Raw genomic sequence first — 14236 nt, 5'->3', positions numbered from 1 at the left:
GTAGATGACCTCTAGCCCTTACTTCAGGAGAAACGACGCTTCAACTTCAATTGCTGCGATATGGCCGGCATTCAAAACGTATGCTGAACTTTCACCGTGAAATTGCGGCCAACTTCGAGGAGCGGGTTCGTCAACGACTGCGGATACGAGACATTCGCGAATGTCGATGCGTCGCGATAGGCCGTGTCGAAAATGTTCTCCAGGCCAAGGATCAGCTTGGTATCCCCCAGCGTCGGCGAGACAAGCTTGCCGAGGTGCAGCGTCGCGTAGATCTTCGGCACGGCATAGGCCGCGGTTTCGTATTCCTGCGACGTATCGATGCGGCTCTTCTGGGTCGCCCAGTCGACGACACCCATCACGGAATAGCTTGCGTCCGCCGCGACATATTGAACGCCCACGCGACCGCGGAACGGCGCGATGTAGGGCAGCGGCACACCCGTGGTGAGGTTGGTGCCGTAGGTGTAAGCCGCGCTGCCGAAGACATTGATCTGCGGCGTCGCCTGCCAACGGCCCTCGAGCTCGATGCCTTTGACCTCCGCTTCGGCGACGTTCTGGGTCTGCGTGTAGCCGGCCGCGCCCTGGTAACGCACGGCCACGGTTTGCAGGAAGTTCTCGTAACGGCTGTTATAGGCGGTGATCTTCACGTTCCCGCTGTCGGTATGGACGTTGAAGCCGCCTTCGTACGTGACGCCCTTCTCGGGTTCGAGATACGGATTGGGCACGGTCGTCGCCGACGCGCTGTACATTTCGGAATTGGTCGGCTGACGGAACGACGTCGCTACGTTGCCGATCAGGTCGAGCATCGGCAACACCCGATAGACCAGACCGAAGCTTCCGGTCGGCGCGGTATTGGTGACGTTGTCGCGGCCGATGAAGGCCGGCACCATCACCGCCGGGATCGGCGACAGGTCGCTGGTCGTATTGAACCAGTCATAGCGGCCGCCAGCCGACAGAGTCAGCGCACGGAACGGCGTCCACTCGTTCAGCACGAACGCGCCGACATTGGTCTGCGACGTGTCGGGACCCGACTTGGCGTTGCCGGAATAGGTCACGCTGGTGACCCTGCCGGCCGCGTTACGCGTCACCGTCTGCGACCACTGCTCGCTGCCCGGGCGCTCCTCGCGGAACGTGTCGGCGCCGATCGTCGTCTTCCACTCGCCCAGCGGGCCCTGGAATGGCATCGTGCCCTGCACCCTGCCGCCATAAACCAATGGCCCCATGACGTGGCTGCTCGACGTGACGGTGCGCGTCGCAACGGTGTTGTTGACGGTGCTCAACGTCGTGTCGAAGTAATTGATGTAGGTCGATGCCTCGATATGCCGGAACAAGCCGCTGTCGAAGTCGCCTTTGTAGGCAAGCCGCGCCATCGTCACTTCATTCGGGCTCTGCCGAACGGTCATGTACGGATAGCCGGGTGCGCCACCGACGCCACCGGCGCGGCCGTCAGTCTCGGTGTATTTGCGGAAAGTGAACTCGATGCGCTGATCGAGCGTCGGCGAATAGCCGAGCTTGAAGCTCCCGCCGAGGCTGCGATAGTCGCTATTGATCGCCGTGCCCGCAGGCGTCCGGTAGTCATTGCCCCAGCGGCCGCTGACGCCGCCGAGCACATCGAAACCGTGGCCCGCCCCTTGCGCCCATTCGTAGGTGTCGAACGAATTCGCTGCCGAGCCATAACCGGCCGACCAGCCGCCGCCGGTGAAGCGGAACGGGCCGTTCGGATCGCCCTTGGGCGAGCGCGTCACGATATTGATGAGGCCGCTGAGAGCCTCGCTGCCGTACAGAACCGACGCAGGGCCGCGCACGACCTCGACCCGTTCGATCTCCTCCGGCGCGAAGTAGCTGAGCTGCAGCGTATTGCGTCCGCGGAACCGATCGCCGTCGACGTACATCGGCACGCGGAATGAGTTGGTGGTGAAGCCGCGCAGGTAGACCTGCCCGCCGATGCCGCCGGCGCGTGCGACGGATACGCCCGGTACCGTTGCGAGAATGTCGAGCAACGAAGTCGGGTTGGTCTGCTCGATCTGACGACGCTCGACGACAGAGATGCTCTGCGTGGCGGTGCGAAGCATCGTCGGCTCCGGCAAGGTCGCGCCGAGCGGCTGCAGCGACGACGACGTCCCCTCGCCCTGCACGTCGATCGTCGGCAGCTGCACACGTTCGGACGTCGTGGCTTCACCGCCGCTCTCGCGCGGGGACGGCGTCACGCCGGATCGCGATTGCGCCGCGGCACCGCCCGCATGCATCGCCGCGAGGACGCACACGATGGGCGCGCAGGATCTCAGCAAGGAGCGCCGGAGGCCCGCCCGCTTGCCGCCATCCATACCTGTCCGGTTAATACTGATGCGCGACATTCTCAACCCCAAGTTATACTTTAAAATTTGACGTTGGGGTCGTCTTATTAGGAGCGTCCGCTCGAAGTAAAGTAATAAATACTTCCTTATGTTATTCTAATCTACGCAGGGCCTTGTTCTGAATTATTCTAATCTAAAAGAAACGTCATTTCATCTTTGTACTTGCATGTATTCGTCGTTGCAGAATAGAAGCGCTATCACGTTGAGAACGCCGTCCTATGCGCGACGGTCCACGCAACGGGCGGGCCGACCTTGAGACGACAGATGTTTCTCCTTGCACCCTTCCGGAACGCGCGGCCCACGGCGGTTGCTGCACACGTTCTCGCGACGGCGGCGGTCATTGTCGGCGCGAGCGCCGCGCATGCAGGCGAGATCACCGATCAGCGCGGCCGCACTTTCACCTTGGACAAGCCCCCGCACCGTCTGATCTTCATGCCGATTCCGGCGCCGTCGACCTTCATTACCATCGACGGTGACGCCAAGAAGATCGTCGGCATGAACTCGTATTCTGCGACGGCGATGCGCGACGGCATCATGGGCAAGATTTTTCCCGGCTTGTCGCACATCAAGACCGACGTCGTGATGAACACGAGCGACCCGTCAAGCTTCGCGCCGAACATCGAAAGCGTGCTCGCCTTGCAGCCCGATCTGATCTTCCAGTGGGCAACGGCGGCCGACAACATCGACGCCCTCGACCGCTTGGGCATTCCGACAATCGGCCTGCGCGTTTCCACGAACGACGATTTCGTCCGATACGTCGCGATCATGGGCCAGGTCGCCGGCAAGGAGCAGCGCGCGGCGACGCTACTGCAACGGCAGAATGCCGAGCGCGAGCGATTGAAGAAGGAGTTCGGCGCGCTCAAACCGGAAGAGCGGCCCCGCGTCCTCTATTTCAACCGCGCCACCAACATGCTCCGGGTCAGCGGCAAGGGCACCTTCAACGACTATTACATCGCTCTGGCCGGCGGACGGAATGTCGCCGGCGATACTTCGTCGATGAGCACCGTGACGATCGAACAGGTGCTGACCTGGGACCCGCAAGTCATTCTGCTCGGCAACTTCGACGACGCCACGCCAGCCGACATTTACGCCGACCCGCGCTGGCAGAGCATCGAGGCCGTCAGGAATCGCCGCGTCTATCGCATGCCGTTGGGCGGCTATCGCTGGGATCCGCCGAGTCAGGAATCGGCTTTGACCTGGGCATGGCTGGCGGGCCTGCTGCATCCACAACGGGACCATACCGACCTTCGGGCGGCCATGCGTGACTGGTACACGTTTCTCTATGCGCACACGCTGACCGACGACGAGATCGACGCCATTCTGTTCATGGAGCAGAACCGCGCGTCCGCCGGCTACGAGCGTTACAGCAGACGATGACACAAGCAGCACTGCCCAGGCAGAACGCGACGGACAATGCCCGCCCTTCTGATTCATTGTTCATGCCGGCCCTGTACACGGGCCTGGGGGTGGCGCTACTTGCAACGCTGCTGTGGAGCATCGCCTCGGGACGCTTCGCGGTACCCTTCGCCAAGGTAATCGCGATCCTCGCAGCCCATGTCGTCGAGCGTGCGCCATCGTGGACCCCGACCGAGGCAATCGTCGTCAACGTCGTGCGACTGCCGCGAGTCCTGACGGCGGCGATCGCCGGCGCCAGCCTGTCGTTATGCGGCGCCGTGCTACAGGGCCTATTCCGCAATCCGCTGGTCGGGCCGCAAACCATCGGCATCTCGTCCGGCGCGGCGCTCGGCGGCGTGACGGTGATCCTCCTCGCCGGCTTCGGCACGCTCGTTCCCATCGGCGCATTTGCCGGCGCCGCGGCCGCGCTGCTGGCGGTGCTCGCGCTTCAGCGCAGCGACAGCGTGTCGCCGGTGCTGACGCTGGTGCTCGCCGGCGTCGTGGTCAGCGCCTTCTGCGGCGCGCTAGTCGGCATCGTCACCTATATCGCCGATCCGGAAAGCAAACTGCCCGATATCGTGTACTGGCTGCTCGGCAGCTTCGCTTCGGCGACATGGCCGAAACTGCTGCTGATCGCGGGCTGGACCGTATTGGCGTCGGCCGTGATGCTCGGCATGCGCTGGCGCATCAATGTGCTGTCGCTCGGCGACGAAGATGCCAAGACGCTCGGCGTCAATCCCAATCGCGACCGCCTCCTGCTGCTGACCGCCGCGTGCGTGGCGATCTCGGCGCAGGTCGCCGTCAGCGGCACCATCAGCTGGGTGGGCCTGGTAGTGCCGAACCTTGCGCGCTTGCTGGTCGGCGCCGACCATCGCCGTCTGCTGCCGGTCTCGGCGCTCATCGGTGCAATTTTTCTCGTCGTCGCCGATACGCTGGCGCGTAACCTGACCGCCGCCGAAATTCCCGTCGGCATTGTCACCGCGGTCGTCGGCACGCCGATCTTCGCCGTGCTGCTGCGGCAAGCGACACGGAGCAGCGCCGCATGATCACGGTCGACAAGGCCGGCCACTGGTTCCGGCCGGAGCATTGGCTGTTCCGCGATCTGTCATTCGCACTGGCCCCGGGCAAGATCACCGCCGTGCTTGGCCCGAACGGCACGGGCAAGACGACATTGCTAAGAGCCCTCTGCGGCACGCTCGCCTTACGTGAAGGCAGCGTCAGCGCCGATGCAGCGATCGGCTACGTACCGCAGGCGCTCAACGCCGGTCACGCTTATAGTGCGCTCGACATGGTGCTGCTCGGTCGCGCCCGCTATCTCGGGCGCTTCGGCGTGCCGCGCCAGGCCGATGCAGAGCGCGCCTTCGAATGCCTTTCAGAGGTCGGCCTCGCTCACATCGCGACGCAACGCTACGACCGCTTGAGCGGCGGCCAGCGGCAGTTGGTGTTGCTCGCCCGCGCGCTCGCCACCGATTGCCGGGTTCTCGTGCTCGACGAGCCGGCGTCCGCGCTCGATCTCGCGAACCAGGGCGTCGTCTTGCGGCTCGTGCGCCAGCTTGCCGACCGGCGCGAGCTTGCCGTGTTGTTCACGACACACCATCCCGACCATGCGCTCGGTGTCGCCGATGAGGCGCTGTTGATGCTGCGCGATGCGCGCCACATCCACGGCCCGATCGAGAACGCGCTGACCGAGGCGAACCTGTCTGAGCTGTATGGCGTGCCGGTGCGTCGCGTCGACGCCATCGCCACCGACGAAGTGGCAACGGCCTTCGTCCCGCTCTACGGTCTACGCCGCGCGGCATCGCGCGCCGAAGCCTCCTAACCTGCCGCCTGCTGCCGCGCCCATGGCAGGAAACCGTCGAGGAAACGCGTCGTCGCCGGCATGAAGCCACTGCCGTGATGATAGAAAGGATCGAGCGTCGAGACGATCATGCGCCCCGCGGTCGTGACGCGATCCTCGTACAAGAGCACACCGCCGGCCGCATCCTCTTCCGGCGGCACCTCGATCAGCGGTCGCGCGCCGGCCGGCGGCGCCAACACGCCGTGAAAATGCCAAATCGTGTCAGCGAACGGCACCGCCTGAAACAGAGGATGGCCGGGATCGAGCAACCGATGCGGCGGCTGCGCGTCCGCCTCGAGCCACCACCAGAAATTGGTCGGCCGCGGTGTCCATGCGACGCCTGGTGCCCACGTCTCCGCCTCGTTCTCACCGAACACGACGAGCGTCTTGCCGGCGGCGAGAAAGGTCAGCAACAAGCCGCGATGTTCGCGCAGCAGATCCGGATTGATGCGGTCCGGCACGATCAGCAGGTTGACGCCGTCGAGGTCGCGTATCGCCATATCGCGTACGTAAATCGCGCGGTCGAACAGCGCGCGATAGCGCGGGCCATAGATGGTGTCGTGATGATAGAAGGTGCCGCCGTCGAGGACTGCCAGGGTCATGCTGCCCCTCCGAACAGCCAACCAATAAGCTGCGGGGCGATCCGCGCGGTGCTGTCGTTGCCGCCATATTGCCAGAGATCGTTGCCGCCATGCAGCAGCACGCGGCCGGCGCCGACGCGATAGATGAAGTCGAGCGGCTGCGCCTGAGCGCCGACCGTGTGAACGACCGTCGCCCCAGCCGGTGGCTGGTGGCCGCCGCGACCATAGAAGCCGGCCACGCCCCGCCGGAACGTCAGGTCCTGTTCGCTGACGCCATCCCAGATCGGATGTGCGGCGACGCGATGGATCGCGAGGTCCTTCAAGCCTTGCCCCGGCGACGGAATGTAACCGCCGACCTCGGGAAGATACGGATAGGCGATATGGCCATTAGCAACCACTGTGCCGCCGCGCTCGATATAGGCGGCGATGCGCGCGGCGCGCGCCGCCAAGAAGCGCTGATCGGCGTGCATACTGAACAACAACGCGTCGATACCATCGAGAGCGAGATTGTCGAACGCGTACAGGTCCTGGCGGGCGATACGCCCGGCCGCCGCCGGATGTTCGGCGAACGCTCCCATCGCGCGGTCCCGATAACCGAAAGTGAAGAGCAGCGCCGACACGCTTCGCCTATTGTGCCGTTACCGTGAAAAGCGATTCAGCCGGCTTCGCCAGCACATCGGCGGCAATCGATCGCTTGAGGCCGCTCAGTTCGCGCTCTTGTTCATGCGAACGCGACGGCGTGAAGTTCAGCGCAAAGAACCGCTGCGGCAGCGCATCGGGCTTAAGGCTCAGGATAGCGGTCCGGTCCGCCACCGTGATGCGAAAGCTGTAGGAGATGTTCGCGCCCGGCACCAGCCGGCCCTCCGCCAACGAGCGGTCGACGACGTAAGCATTGCGTGTGACGGCGCGCGTGATGAACTCGAACGCATCGCGCACGCCGGGCCCGGGATGGCCGCTCACAACCGAGATAGCGCTGCGCATCGGTGGAGAGGAAGGCGAAAGACGGCCCAATGCAAGCCTGAGCGCCTGGAACGTCACCGCGAGCATCGCAAGCGCGGCCTGACCGTGATAGGCCGCCACAGCATCGAAGCCGATCTCGATATCGTCCTCTTCGCCTTTGACTACGATCACCGGCCGCATAGCAATCATCGCTGCATTCCATGGCTGACCGCAGCACTTTATTCACTCGCGATTTTTCTGCAATAACAATGATTTAGATGCGTTCCAAAGAGTGGCGTCGTAACCGTGTGAGATGGAGCAGCCGATGCAAGCGGCGTGGTGGCGATGCATCAATCGCTTCGGGCCACCTTCGGAAAGCACATGAGTTATTATCGCGCACCGTGCGGTGACACCGGTCCTCATCTCACTTTGGAAAGATAGTCGGCGCCCGCATTGATCGAAGCCCACTCGTCACCGGGTCAACTTGCTTGGTCATCTGCCAGACGTATTGAGCGATGTCTGTGGCTTGTCGAGCTGGCCGACCCAAACCGTGATCGCTTGGACGTCGCTCCAATGCACAACCAAGGAAATCAGATCCCCGTTGGCATAGCCTCTTTACTGTCTTTTGGCTTGGCTACCCGAAGAGCTGACCGCGCTTCGATATTCGCCGGATAACTCAAAGTCGGACGGAGTGATTACCAGCTCAGCGCCGAGTTCGTTTTTCCAGGCGGCGGCAAAATTCACGACGACCACACTTCCAGGCAGCGCCCGAGCAAGAGCCTTTTCTCGGCTCATCGCTGACCTTCCCCCAAACGACATCCTAGCGTGGAATCAACCGACGATTGTGTCAAGGCCAAAGCCATGTGCACCGCCCGTGTGCATCAATCGGGCAGCGCCAACGCCTTGATTCACAAGGTATTCTTGATCGGTCAATGACTTAGCGGGGGACTGGCGGAGAGAGAGGGATTCGAACCCTCGATACGGTTTCCCGTATACACGCTTTCCAAGCGTGCGCCTTCAGCCACTCGGCCACCTCTCCGGACCTGCGCAATGCGCGCCGCTCTCATGACGGCGGCGGGCCGCTTTTGCAAGCCCCAATGCGGGTAACTGCATAATTATGTTCTTTTTTCCGGGTGCGGCCGAGCTTGGATTAAGGCCCGGAAGCCGCTACTAAAACGCGCGCGAGAGCCCGAAAGAGGCTGGGAGCTGCGATGTCCGGGGACGCGTCCGCCTTGCAACTGGTGCTGACCGGCGATCCGGTGCTGTTCGCTATCGTTCGGCTGTCCCTGATCGTCAGCCTGACTGCCGTCCTCTTCGCCACGCTGCTCGGCGTGCCCGCCGGCGCCGCCCTGGCGCTGACTCGCTTTCGCGGCCGCGAGGCCGTCATTGTCGTGCTGAACGCCGCAATGGGCTTGCCACCCGTGGTGGTGGGGCTCGCGGTCTTCCTGCTTCTGTCGCGCTCGGGCCCGCTCGGCACCTTCGGCCTGCTGTTCACGCCGACCGCCATGGTGATCGCCCAGACGATCCTTGTCGCACCCATCATCGCCGCGCTCGCGCGGCAGACGATCGAGGATCTTTGGGCCGAATACCGCGAGGAGCTCGCGGCGATGAATATCGGCCCCGCCGGCCGGGTCGCCACGCTGATCTGGGACGCGCGCTTTTCTTTGGTGACCGCGTTGCTCGCCGGCTTCGGCCGCGCGGCTGCCGAGGTCGGCGCGATCATTGTGGTCGGCGGCAACATCGACGGCTTCACCCGCACCATGACCACCGCCATCGCCCTGGAAACCTCGAAGGGCGACCTGCCACTCGCCATCGGCCTCGGCATCGTGCTGCTCGGCATCGTCATCGCGATCAACGCGCTGGCCTGGGGCGCACGCCGCGCCGGCGAGCGCCTGGCAGGATGACCATGCGCGCGCCCGTATCGGACCTGCCCCTGATGCTTGCCGGCGCCAAAGTGCGCGCTGGCGACACGACCATCCTCGACGTCGATCTGACATTCAATGCCGGCGCGCCGACCATCCTCATCGGACCTAACGGTTCGGGCAAGACGACGCTCCTGCGCGTCGCGATGGGGCTCATCCCGCTCGATAGCGGTCGCGTCACCTGGGGCGGCCGCGACATCGCGCAGCCGGACCGCCGCGCGATCGTTTTCCAGCGCCCCGTGATGCTCCGGCGCAGCGCCGCCGGCAATCTGCGCTACGCCCTGGCAGCCGCCGGCGTCCCGCGCGGCCAACATGCGGCCCGCATCGCCGACCTGCTGGCGCTTGTCGGGCTCGATGCGCTTGCCGATCGCCCCGCGCGCCGTTTGTCCGGCGGTGAACAGCAAAGGCTGGCGCTCGCCCGGGCGCTTGCCCGCGATCCCGATCTGTTGCTTCTCGACGAGCCGACGGCCTCACTCGATCCCGCCGCAACAAAGCAGATCGAGGACCTCGTCGCCGCCATCGCCGCGCGCGGCGTGAAGGTGGTGATGTCGACCCACGATCTCGGTCAGGCGCGCCGCCTTGCCGGCGACATCATCCTGATGCATCGCGGACGCGTTGTGGAACGAGCCTCGGCGCAGGATTTCTTCACTGCGCCCAAGACGAACGAGGCGCACCGGTTCATCGCCGGCGAGTTGTTGGTGTAAGGGGTTAACGAGCACAATCCTTATCCCGTCCTCATCCTGAGGAGGCTGCGAAGCAGCCGTCTCGAAGGATAAAGGACGGCCGAGGCCTCATCCTTCGAGACGCGCGCAAGAGCGCGCTCCTCAGGATGAGGGAGACAGGCCGCACGAGAGACTAGAATAACGAGAAACTAGGAATGGAGGATCACCCATGTTCAGCCGCCGCATATTGATCGCCCTGTTGACGCTGGGCAGCATCGCCCTCACCGGCCCGGTGTCCGCGCAGGAGAAATCGATCGTCGTCTCCTCGACGACGTCGACACAGGACTCCGGTCTGTTCGGCCACATCCTGCCGCTGTTCAAGGCCAAGACCGGCATCGACGTGAAGGTGGTCGCGCAGGGCACCGGCCAGGCGCTCGACACCGGCCGGCGCGGCGATGCCGACGTCGTGTTCGTGCATGCCAAGTCGGCGGAAGAGAAATTCCTCGCCGAAGGCCAGGGCGTGAAGCGCTACCCGGTGATGTACAACGACTTCGTGCTGGTCGGGCCGAAGAGCGATCCCGCCGGCATCAAGGGCATGAAGGACGTCGGCGCTGCGCTCAAGCAGATCATGGCCAAGGGTGCGCCTTTCATCTCGCGTGGCGACCGCTCGGGAACGCACATCGCCGAGATCAATCTTTGGAAGGCATCCGGCGTCGACATCGAGAAGGAGAAAGGCCCCTGGTACAAGTCGATCGGTCAGGGCATGGGCGCCGCCCTCAACACTGCAGCCGCCAGCAGCGGTTATGTGCTGTCGGATCGCGGCACATGGATTTCGTTCAAGAACAAAGGCGATCTCGCCATCGCGGTCGAAGGCGATAAGCGCCTGTTCAATCAGTACGGCGTCATGCTGGTGAATCCCGAGAAGCATCCCTCCGTTAAGAAGGAGCTCGGCCAAGCTTTCATCGACTGGCTGATCTCGCCGGAGGGGCAAAAGGCGATCGCCGATTACAAGATCAACGGCGAGCAGCTTTTCTATCCGAACGCGAACGATCCGAACGCCTGAGAGCGATGGCCGCGCCCACTGAAAGCATCTCGCTCTATGCGGCTGGCAGCCTGAAGGCGGCCCTGACGGAGGTCGCCAAGGCCTACGAAGCGCAGACCGGCAGTGAAGTCGTGGGTAAGTTCAGCCCCTCGGGTTTGCTCAAGGATGCGCTTCTCGCCGGCGCGGAGGCGGACGTCTTCGCTTCGGCCAACATGGCCCATCCGCAAGCGCTCGCCGACGCCGGCATGTGCGGCCCGGTCAAGCTGTTCGCCCGCAACCGGCTCTGCGCGCTGGTCCGCCCCGGACTCGCCGTGACCAGCGCCACTCTGCTCGATCGCATGTTGGACCCGCAGGTCAAGCTGGGGACATCGACTCCCAAAGCCGATCCGTCAGGCGATTACGCCTTCGCGGTATTCCATCTGGCTGAAGCCGTGAAGCCGGGCGCACCGGCCACGCTGGAGCGAAAAGCGCTGCGGCTGACCGGTGGCGATCAAAGCGCCGTTCCTCCGGAAGGTCGCAACGTATATGGCTGGCACGTCGCCGAAGGCCGCGCCGATATCTTTCTCACCTACTCTACCAATGCGATTGCGGCCCGGCGGGACGATCCGCGCCAGCAAATCATCGATCTGCCGGCAACCTTGGCGGTCGGCGCCGATTACGGCCTGACCGTGATGACGCGGGCCCGCCCCGCGGCTCCGGCATTCGCCGATTACGTCTTGTCAGCGGCCGGCCAAGCGCTATTGATGAGCCATGGCTTCGCGTCGAAGGACGCGACGTAACGGTTCCGGCTTCGGGTCTGCGCGCCCCGCACCTGGACTTCACGCGACATCAACCTTGGCAACGCCGTTCCGCGTCCCGCGGAGGACGGCACGCATGGAGTCGAGCATGAAACTCAGCGCGCGCAATCAACTCAAAGGCACGATCGTCGACATCAAGCCGGGGGCCACCACCACGCACGTCCGCATCGATATCGGCGGCGGACAGGTGCTCACCGCCTCGATCACCAACGAAGCCGCTGACGAGATGAAGCTGACGGCGGGCAAGCCGGCCTATGCCATCATCAAGGCCAGCAGCGTCATGGTCGGGGTCGACTGATATGCGCGGCATCGTCCTCATTGCGGCGGCCGTGCTTCTCTCAATGGGCGCGGCGCGGGCCGACGACGGCTGCGGTCAATTCGCTTGGCCGCTCGACAAGGAACGAGCCGCGCTTGCCGCCGCCGATAAGCAACCGATCAAAGCCGGCGACACGCTCGCCGCATGGCCAACAACGGCCCTCAAGGTGACGCTGCGCCCGGCGGCGGAGGCGGACTTCGTCATGCCGCCGGAGCGCAAAGCGAAGGCCGGCCCCGGCTATGGCGGCATCGTCCACCTGCCGGCGCCGCGCAAACCCGGCCTCTATCAGATCGCCTTGTCGGACGAGGCCTGGATCGATGTGGTGCAAGAGGGCCGCTATCTGCGCTCCGTCAGCCACAGCGGCCGGAACGATTGCCCCGGGCTGCGCAAGGTGGTGCGCTTCGACCTCTCGGCCACGCCCGTCGTGTTGCAAATGAGCGGGGTCGCGGGGGCAACGATCAACCTCGTCGCCGGACCGGCGGAGTAAGTACATCGAGGGCGCGGCGGGTGGGTGAAATCCGCCGCCGCGCCCTATACATTCCCCCCATGACCACCGACTCCTACATCATCCGTCCCAACCCGGACGACCCGCGGCTCACCGAGCGCGTCACCGGCGTCGACCAGACCGGGGCGCACATCGAGACCGCCGTCACGGTCGAGCGGGCGCTCACGATCTTCCTGAACAGCCAGGAGATCGTCACGGCGATGACCATCAACGACTATCCGGAATATCTGGCGATCGGCTATCTGCTCAACCAGCACATGCTGCTGCCGGACGATGAAGTGACCGGCGTCGACTACGACGAGGAGTTGGCGGTCGTCGTGGTGCGCACCAAACGCAAGACCAACTACGAGAAGAAGCTGAAGAAGAAGGTGCAGACCTCCGGCTGCGCGCAGGGCACCGTTTTCGGCGACCTGATGGAGGCGCTGGAAGGCGTCGAACTGCCGAAGGCAACCTTGCGCACCTCCTGGCTCTACAAGCTGACACAGGAAATCAATACGACGCCGTCGCTTTATCTCGAGGCCGGCGCGATCCATGGCTGCGTGCTGGCGCAGGAGGACAAGCCGCTCGTCTACATGGAGGACGTCGGCCGCCATAACGCCGTCGACAAGATCGCCGGCTGGATGTTCAAGGAGAAGGTCGCCGCGGGCGACAAGATCTTCTACACCACCGGACGCCTCACCTCCGAGATGGTGATCAAGACCGTGCGCATGGGCATTCCGATCCTGATCTCGCGGTCGGGCTTCACCGCCTGGGGCGTGGAACTCGCGCGCAAGGCTAATCTCACCTTGATCGGCCGTGCCCGCGGCAAACGCTTCATCGCGCTTGCCGGCGAAGACCGCATCGTGTTCGACCAGGACTTGGCCTATGTCGAGGAAGAGAGTTCGAAGCATCGACGCAAGGCCGCGGTGGATGATTGAGAATTTTCCGAGCCGAGATGCAACACCGAGCGTGCCGCTTGCTCGCTTCCCCTCTCCCCTTGCGGGAGAGGGTGGCGAGCGCGGAGCGATAGCGAGCGCGAGCTGGGTGAGGGGTCAGCGCCTCAGTTGCACCACCGACCCCTCTCCCGCCCTCGCTCGGCTTCGCCTCCGCTCGGGCACCCTCTCCCGCAAGGGGAGAGGGAAAGAGAGATCGCGGCCAATCTCTGCATTCATTTGAAGCACTACAATCACTACATACACCACATGAACACGCCCTACCCTCCCACTTTCGGTCTCGTCCTCGCCGGCGGCCTTGCGCGCCGGATGGGCGGCGGCGACAAGGCACGCATCGAAATCGGCGGCGTCACCATTCTTGACCGCGTGCTGGCGACGTTGTCGGCGCAGTGCGCCGGCATCGTGATCAACGCCAACGGCGATCCGGGGCGTTTCGCCGACACCGGCTGCGTGGTCATTCCCGACAATGTGGAAGGCTATCCCGGCCCGCTTGCCGGCATCCTCGCCGGTCTCGATTGGCTGGCCGCGCAGAACAACGGCATCGAATGGATGATGAGCGTGCCGGGCGACTGCCCGTTCCTGCCTGACGATCTGGTCGAGAGGCTGCATGCCGCGCGGCGCAAGATGGGCGCCGGCGTGCCGCTCGCCTGCGCGCGTTCCGGCGAATGGCGCCACCCTGTGATCGGCCTCTGGCCGTTGGCCCTGCGCGATGACCTGCGTAAGGCGCTCGTCGAAGAGGACCTGCGCAAGATCGAGGTCTGGACCGCCCGGCATGGCATCGCGATCGCTGACTGGCCGACCGATCCGATCGATCCATTCTTCAACGTCAATACCAAGGAAGACGCCGCCGAGGCCGAGCGCATCGCGCTTCAGCACAGCTAGAGCCAGTTGCGCTTAGATTGAATCGTCCCGTTATCCGCTCGTCCCCGCGAAAGCGGGGACCCAGCGCAGAAGTGC

General features: G+C 64.2%; 16 protein-coding genes and 1 tRNA gene. 11 read left to right on the top strand and 6 right to left on the bottom strand.

Annotated features, from left to right (window positions below):
* Nucleotides 1-71: 71 nt before the first annotated feature.
* Nucleotides 72-2204, bottom strand: a complete 2133-nt coding sequence (locus DW352_RS21605) for a TonB-dependent receptor (protein WP_245434210.1) — start codon at nt 2202-2204, stop codon at nt 72-74.
* A gap of 411 nt (nt 2205-2615) precedes the next feature.
* On the opposite strand from DW352_RS21605, the gene DW352_RS21600 reads away from it, so the two are divergent.
* The 3 genes from DW352_RS21600 to DW352_RS21590 all read left to right on the top strand — a co-directional run bounded on the left by DW352_RS21600 (nt 2616) and on the right by DW352_RS21590 (nt 5565).
* The gene (locus DW352_RS21600; protein WP_115693267.1) at nt 2616-3728 is read left to right on the top strand and encodes an ABC transporter substrate-binding protein; all 1113 of its coding nucleotides are present in this window, start codon (nt 2616-2618) and stop codon (nt 3726-3728) included.
* A gap of 62 nt (nt 3729-3790) precedes the next feature.
* Nucleotides 3791-4792 (top strand): FecCD family ABC transporter permease, encoded by a 1002-nt coding sequence (locus DW352_RS21595; protein ID WP_245434209.1) that lies wholly within the window; start codon nt 3791-3793, stop codon nt 4790-4792.
* Nucleotides 4789-5565 carry an ABC transporter ATP-binding protein gene (locus DW352_RS21590; RefSeq protein WP_115693265.1) on the top strand — a complete coding sequence of 259 codons (777 nt, stop codon included), beginning with the start codon at nt 4789-4791 and terminating at the stop codon, nt 5563-5565. The genes DW352_RS21595 and DW352_RS21590 overlap by 4 nt, the downstream gene beginning before the upstream one ends.
* On the opposite strand, the gene DW352_RS21585 is transcribed toward DW352_RS21590, so the two are convergent.
* The 5 genes from DW352_RS21585 to DW352_RS21565 form a co-directional block, all read right to left on the bottom strand.
* Nucleotides 5562-6185, bottom strand: coding sequence for a hypothetical protein (locus DW352_RS21585; RefSeq protein WP_115693264.1), 624 nt, complete (start codon nt 6183-6185; stop codon nt 5562-5564). The genes DW352_RS21590 and DW352_RS21585 overlap by 4 nt on opposite strands.
* Entirely contained in the window at nt 6182-6784 is a 603-nt protein-coding gene (locus DW352_RS21580) for a hypothetical protein (RefSeq protein WP_115693263.1), read from the bottom strand. Before DW352_RS21580 ends, DW352_RS21585 begins: the two co-directional genes overlap by 4 nt.
* 7 nt (nt 6785-6791) lie before the next feature.
* Complete coding sequence (locus tag DW352_RS21575; RefSeq protein WP_115693262.1) at nt 6792-7313, bottom strand: hypothetical protein; 522 nt, start codon at nt 7311-7313, stop codon at nt 6792-6794.
* 405 nt (nt 7314-7718) lie between these two features.
* The gene (locus DW352_RS27660; protein ID WP_210209874.1) at nt 7719-7898 is read right to left on the bottom strand and encodes an avidin/streptavidin family protein; all 180 of its coding nucleotides are present in this window, start codon (nt 7896-7898) and stop codon (nt 7719-7721) included.
* Between the two features lie 154 nt (nt 7899-8052).
* A tRNA-Ser gene (locus DW352_RS21565) sits at nt 8053-8142 on the bottom strand.
* Between the two features lie 172 nt (nt 8143-8314).
* On the opposite strand from DW352_RS21565, the gene DW352_RS21560 reads away from it, so the two are divergent.
* The 8 genes from DW352_RS21560 to mobA all read left to right on the top strand — a co-directional run bounded on the left by DW352_RS21560 (nt 8315) and on the right by mobA (nt 14161).
* Nucleotides 8315-9007 carry an ABC transporter permease gene (locus tag DW352_RS21560; protein ID WP_115693261.1) on the top strand — a complete coding sequence of 231 codons (693 nt, stop codon included), beginning with the start codon at nt 8315-8317 and terminating at the stop codon, nt 9005-9007.
* Nucleotides 9008-9009: 2 nt separating this feature from the next.
* Nucleotides 9010-9729: an ATP-binding cassette domain-containing protein gene (locus DW352_RS21555; RefSeq protein ID WP_115693260.1), complete on the top strand. Its 720-nt coding sequence runs from the start codon at nt 9010-9012 to the stop codon at nt 9727-9729.
* 187 nt (nt 9730-9916) lie between these two features.
* Nucleotides 9917-10750: an ABC transporter substrate-binding protein gene (locus DW352_RS21550; protein WP_115693259.1), complete on the top strand. Its 834-nt coding sequence runs from the start codon at nt 9917-9919 to the stop codon at nt 10748-10750.
* Between the two features lie 5 nt (nt 10751-10755).
* Nucleotides 10756-11508: a molybdate ABC transporter substrate-binding protein gene (locus tag DW352_RS21545; RefSeq protein ID WP_115693258.1), complete on the top strand. Its 753-nt coding sequence runs from the start codon at nt 10756-10758 to the stop codon at nt 11506-11508.
* Between the two features lie 106 nt (nt 11509-11614).
* Nucleotides 11615-11824 carry a TOBE domain-containing protein gene (locus DW352_RS21540; protein WP_115694542.1) on the top strand — a complete coding sequence of 70 codons (210 nt, stop codon included), beginning with the start codon at nt 11615-11617 and terminating at the stop codon, nt 11822-11824.
* A 1-nt stretch (nt 11825) separates the two neighbouring features.
* Nucleotides 11826-12329 (top strand): hypothetical protein, encoded by a 504-nt coding sequence (locus DW352_RS21535; protein WP_115693257.1) that lies wholly within the window; start codon nt 11826-11828, stop codon nt 12327-12329.
* Nucleotides 12330-12388: 59 nt separating this feature from the next.
* Complete coding sequence (locus DW352_RS21530; RefSeq protein WP_115693256.1) at nt 12389-13264, top strand: formate dehydrogenase accessory sulfurtransferase FdhD; 876 nt, start codon at nt 12389-12391, stop codon at nt 13262-13264.
* A gap of 264 nt (nt 13265-13528) precedes the next feature.
* Nucleotides 13529-14161: a molybdenum cofactor guanylyltransferase MobA gene (gene mobA, locus DW352_RS21525; RefSeq protein WP_115693255.1), complete on the top strand. Its 633-nt coding sequence runs from the start codon at nt 13529-13531 to the stop codon at nt 14159-14161.
* Nucleotides 14162-14236 lie beyond the last annotated feature (75 nt).

Origin of the sequence: Pseudolabrys taiwanensis, from assembly GCF_003367395.1 — a bacterium.
GTDB classification, from domain to species: Bacteria; Pseudomonadota; Alphaproteobacteria; order Rhizobiales; family Xanthobacteraceae; genus Pseudolabrys; species Pseudolabrys taiwanensis.
Note: the sequence above shows the minus strand (reverse complement) of the source record. Positions and strands in the feature narration are given on the sequence as shown.

Bases quoted from the DNA above. Each gene is read 5' to 3' on its own strand.
- DW352_RS21600 (WP_115693267.1), top strand. From the start codon at position 2,616: ATGTTTCTCCTTGCACCCTTCCGGAACGCGCGGCCCACGGCGGTTGCT.
- DW352_RS21595 (WP_245434209.1), top strand. From the start codon at position 3,791: ATGCCGGCCCTGTACACGGGCCTGGGGGTGGCGCTACTTGCAACGCTG.
- DW352_RS21590 (WP_115693265.1), top strand. From the start codon at position 4,789: ATGATCACGGTCGACAAGGCCGGCCACTGGTTCCGGCCGGAGCATTGG.
- DW352_RS21585 (WP_115693264.1), bottom strand. From the start codon at position 6,185: ATGACCCTGGCAGTCCTCGACGGCGGCACCTTCTATCATCACGACACC.
- DW352_RS21575 (WP_115693262.1), bottom strand. From the start codon at position 7,313: ATGATTGCTATGCGGCCGGTGATCGTAGTCAAAGGCGAAGAGGACGAT.
- DW352_RS27660 (WP_210209874.1), bottom strand. From the start codon at position 7,898: ATGAGCCGAGAAAAGGCTCTTGCTCGGGCGCTGCCTGGAAGTGTGGTC.
- DW352_RS21560 (WP_115693261.1), top strand. From the start codon at position 8,315: ATGTCCGGGGACGCGTCCGCCTTGCAACTGGTGCTGACCGGCGATCCG.
- DW352_RS21555 (WP_115693260.1), top strand. From the start codon at position 9,010: ATGCGCGCGCCCGTATCGGACCTGCCCCTGATGCTTGCCGGCGCCAAA.
- DW352_RS21550 (WP_115693259.1), top strand. From the start codon at position 9,917: ATGTTCAGCCGCCGCATATTGATCGCCCTGTTGACGCTGGGCAGCATC.
- DW352_RS21545 (WP_115693258.1), top strand. From the start codon at position 10,756: ATGGCCGCGCCCACTGAAAGCATCTCGCTCTATGCGGCTGGCAGCCTG.
- DW352_RS21540 (WP_115694542.1), top strand. From the start codon at position 11,615: ATGAAACTCAGCGCGCGCAATCAACTCAAAGGCACGATCGTCGACATC.
- DW352_RS21535 (WP_115693257.1), top strand. From the start codon at position 11,826: ATGCGCGGCATCGTCCTCATTGCGGCGGCCGTGCTTCTCTCAATGGGC.
- DW352_RS21530 (WP_115693256.1), top strand. From the start codon at position 12,389: ATGACCACCGACTCCTACATCATCCGTCCCAACCCGGACGACCCGCGG.
- mobA (WP_115693255.1), top strand. From the start codon at position 13,529: ATGAACACGCCCTACCCTCCCACTTTCGGTCTCGTCCTCGCCGGCGGC.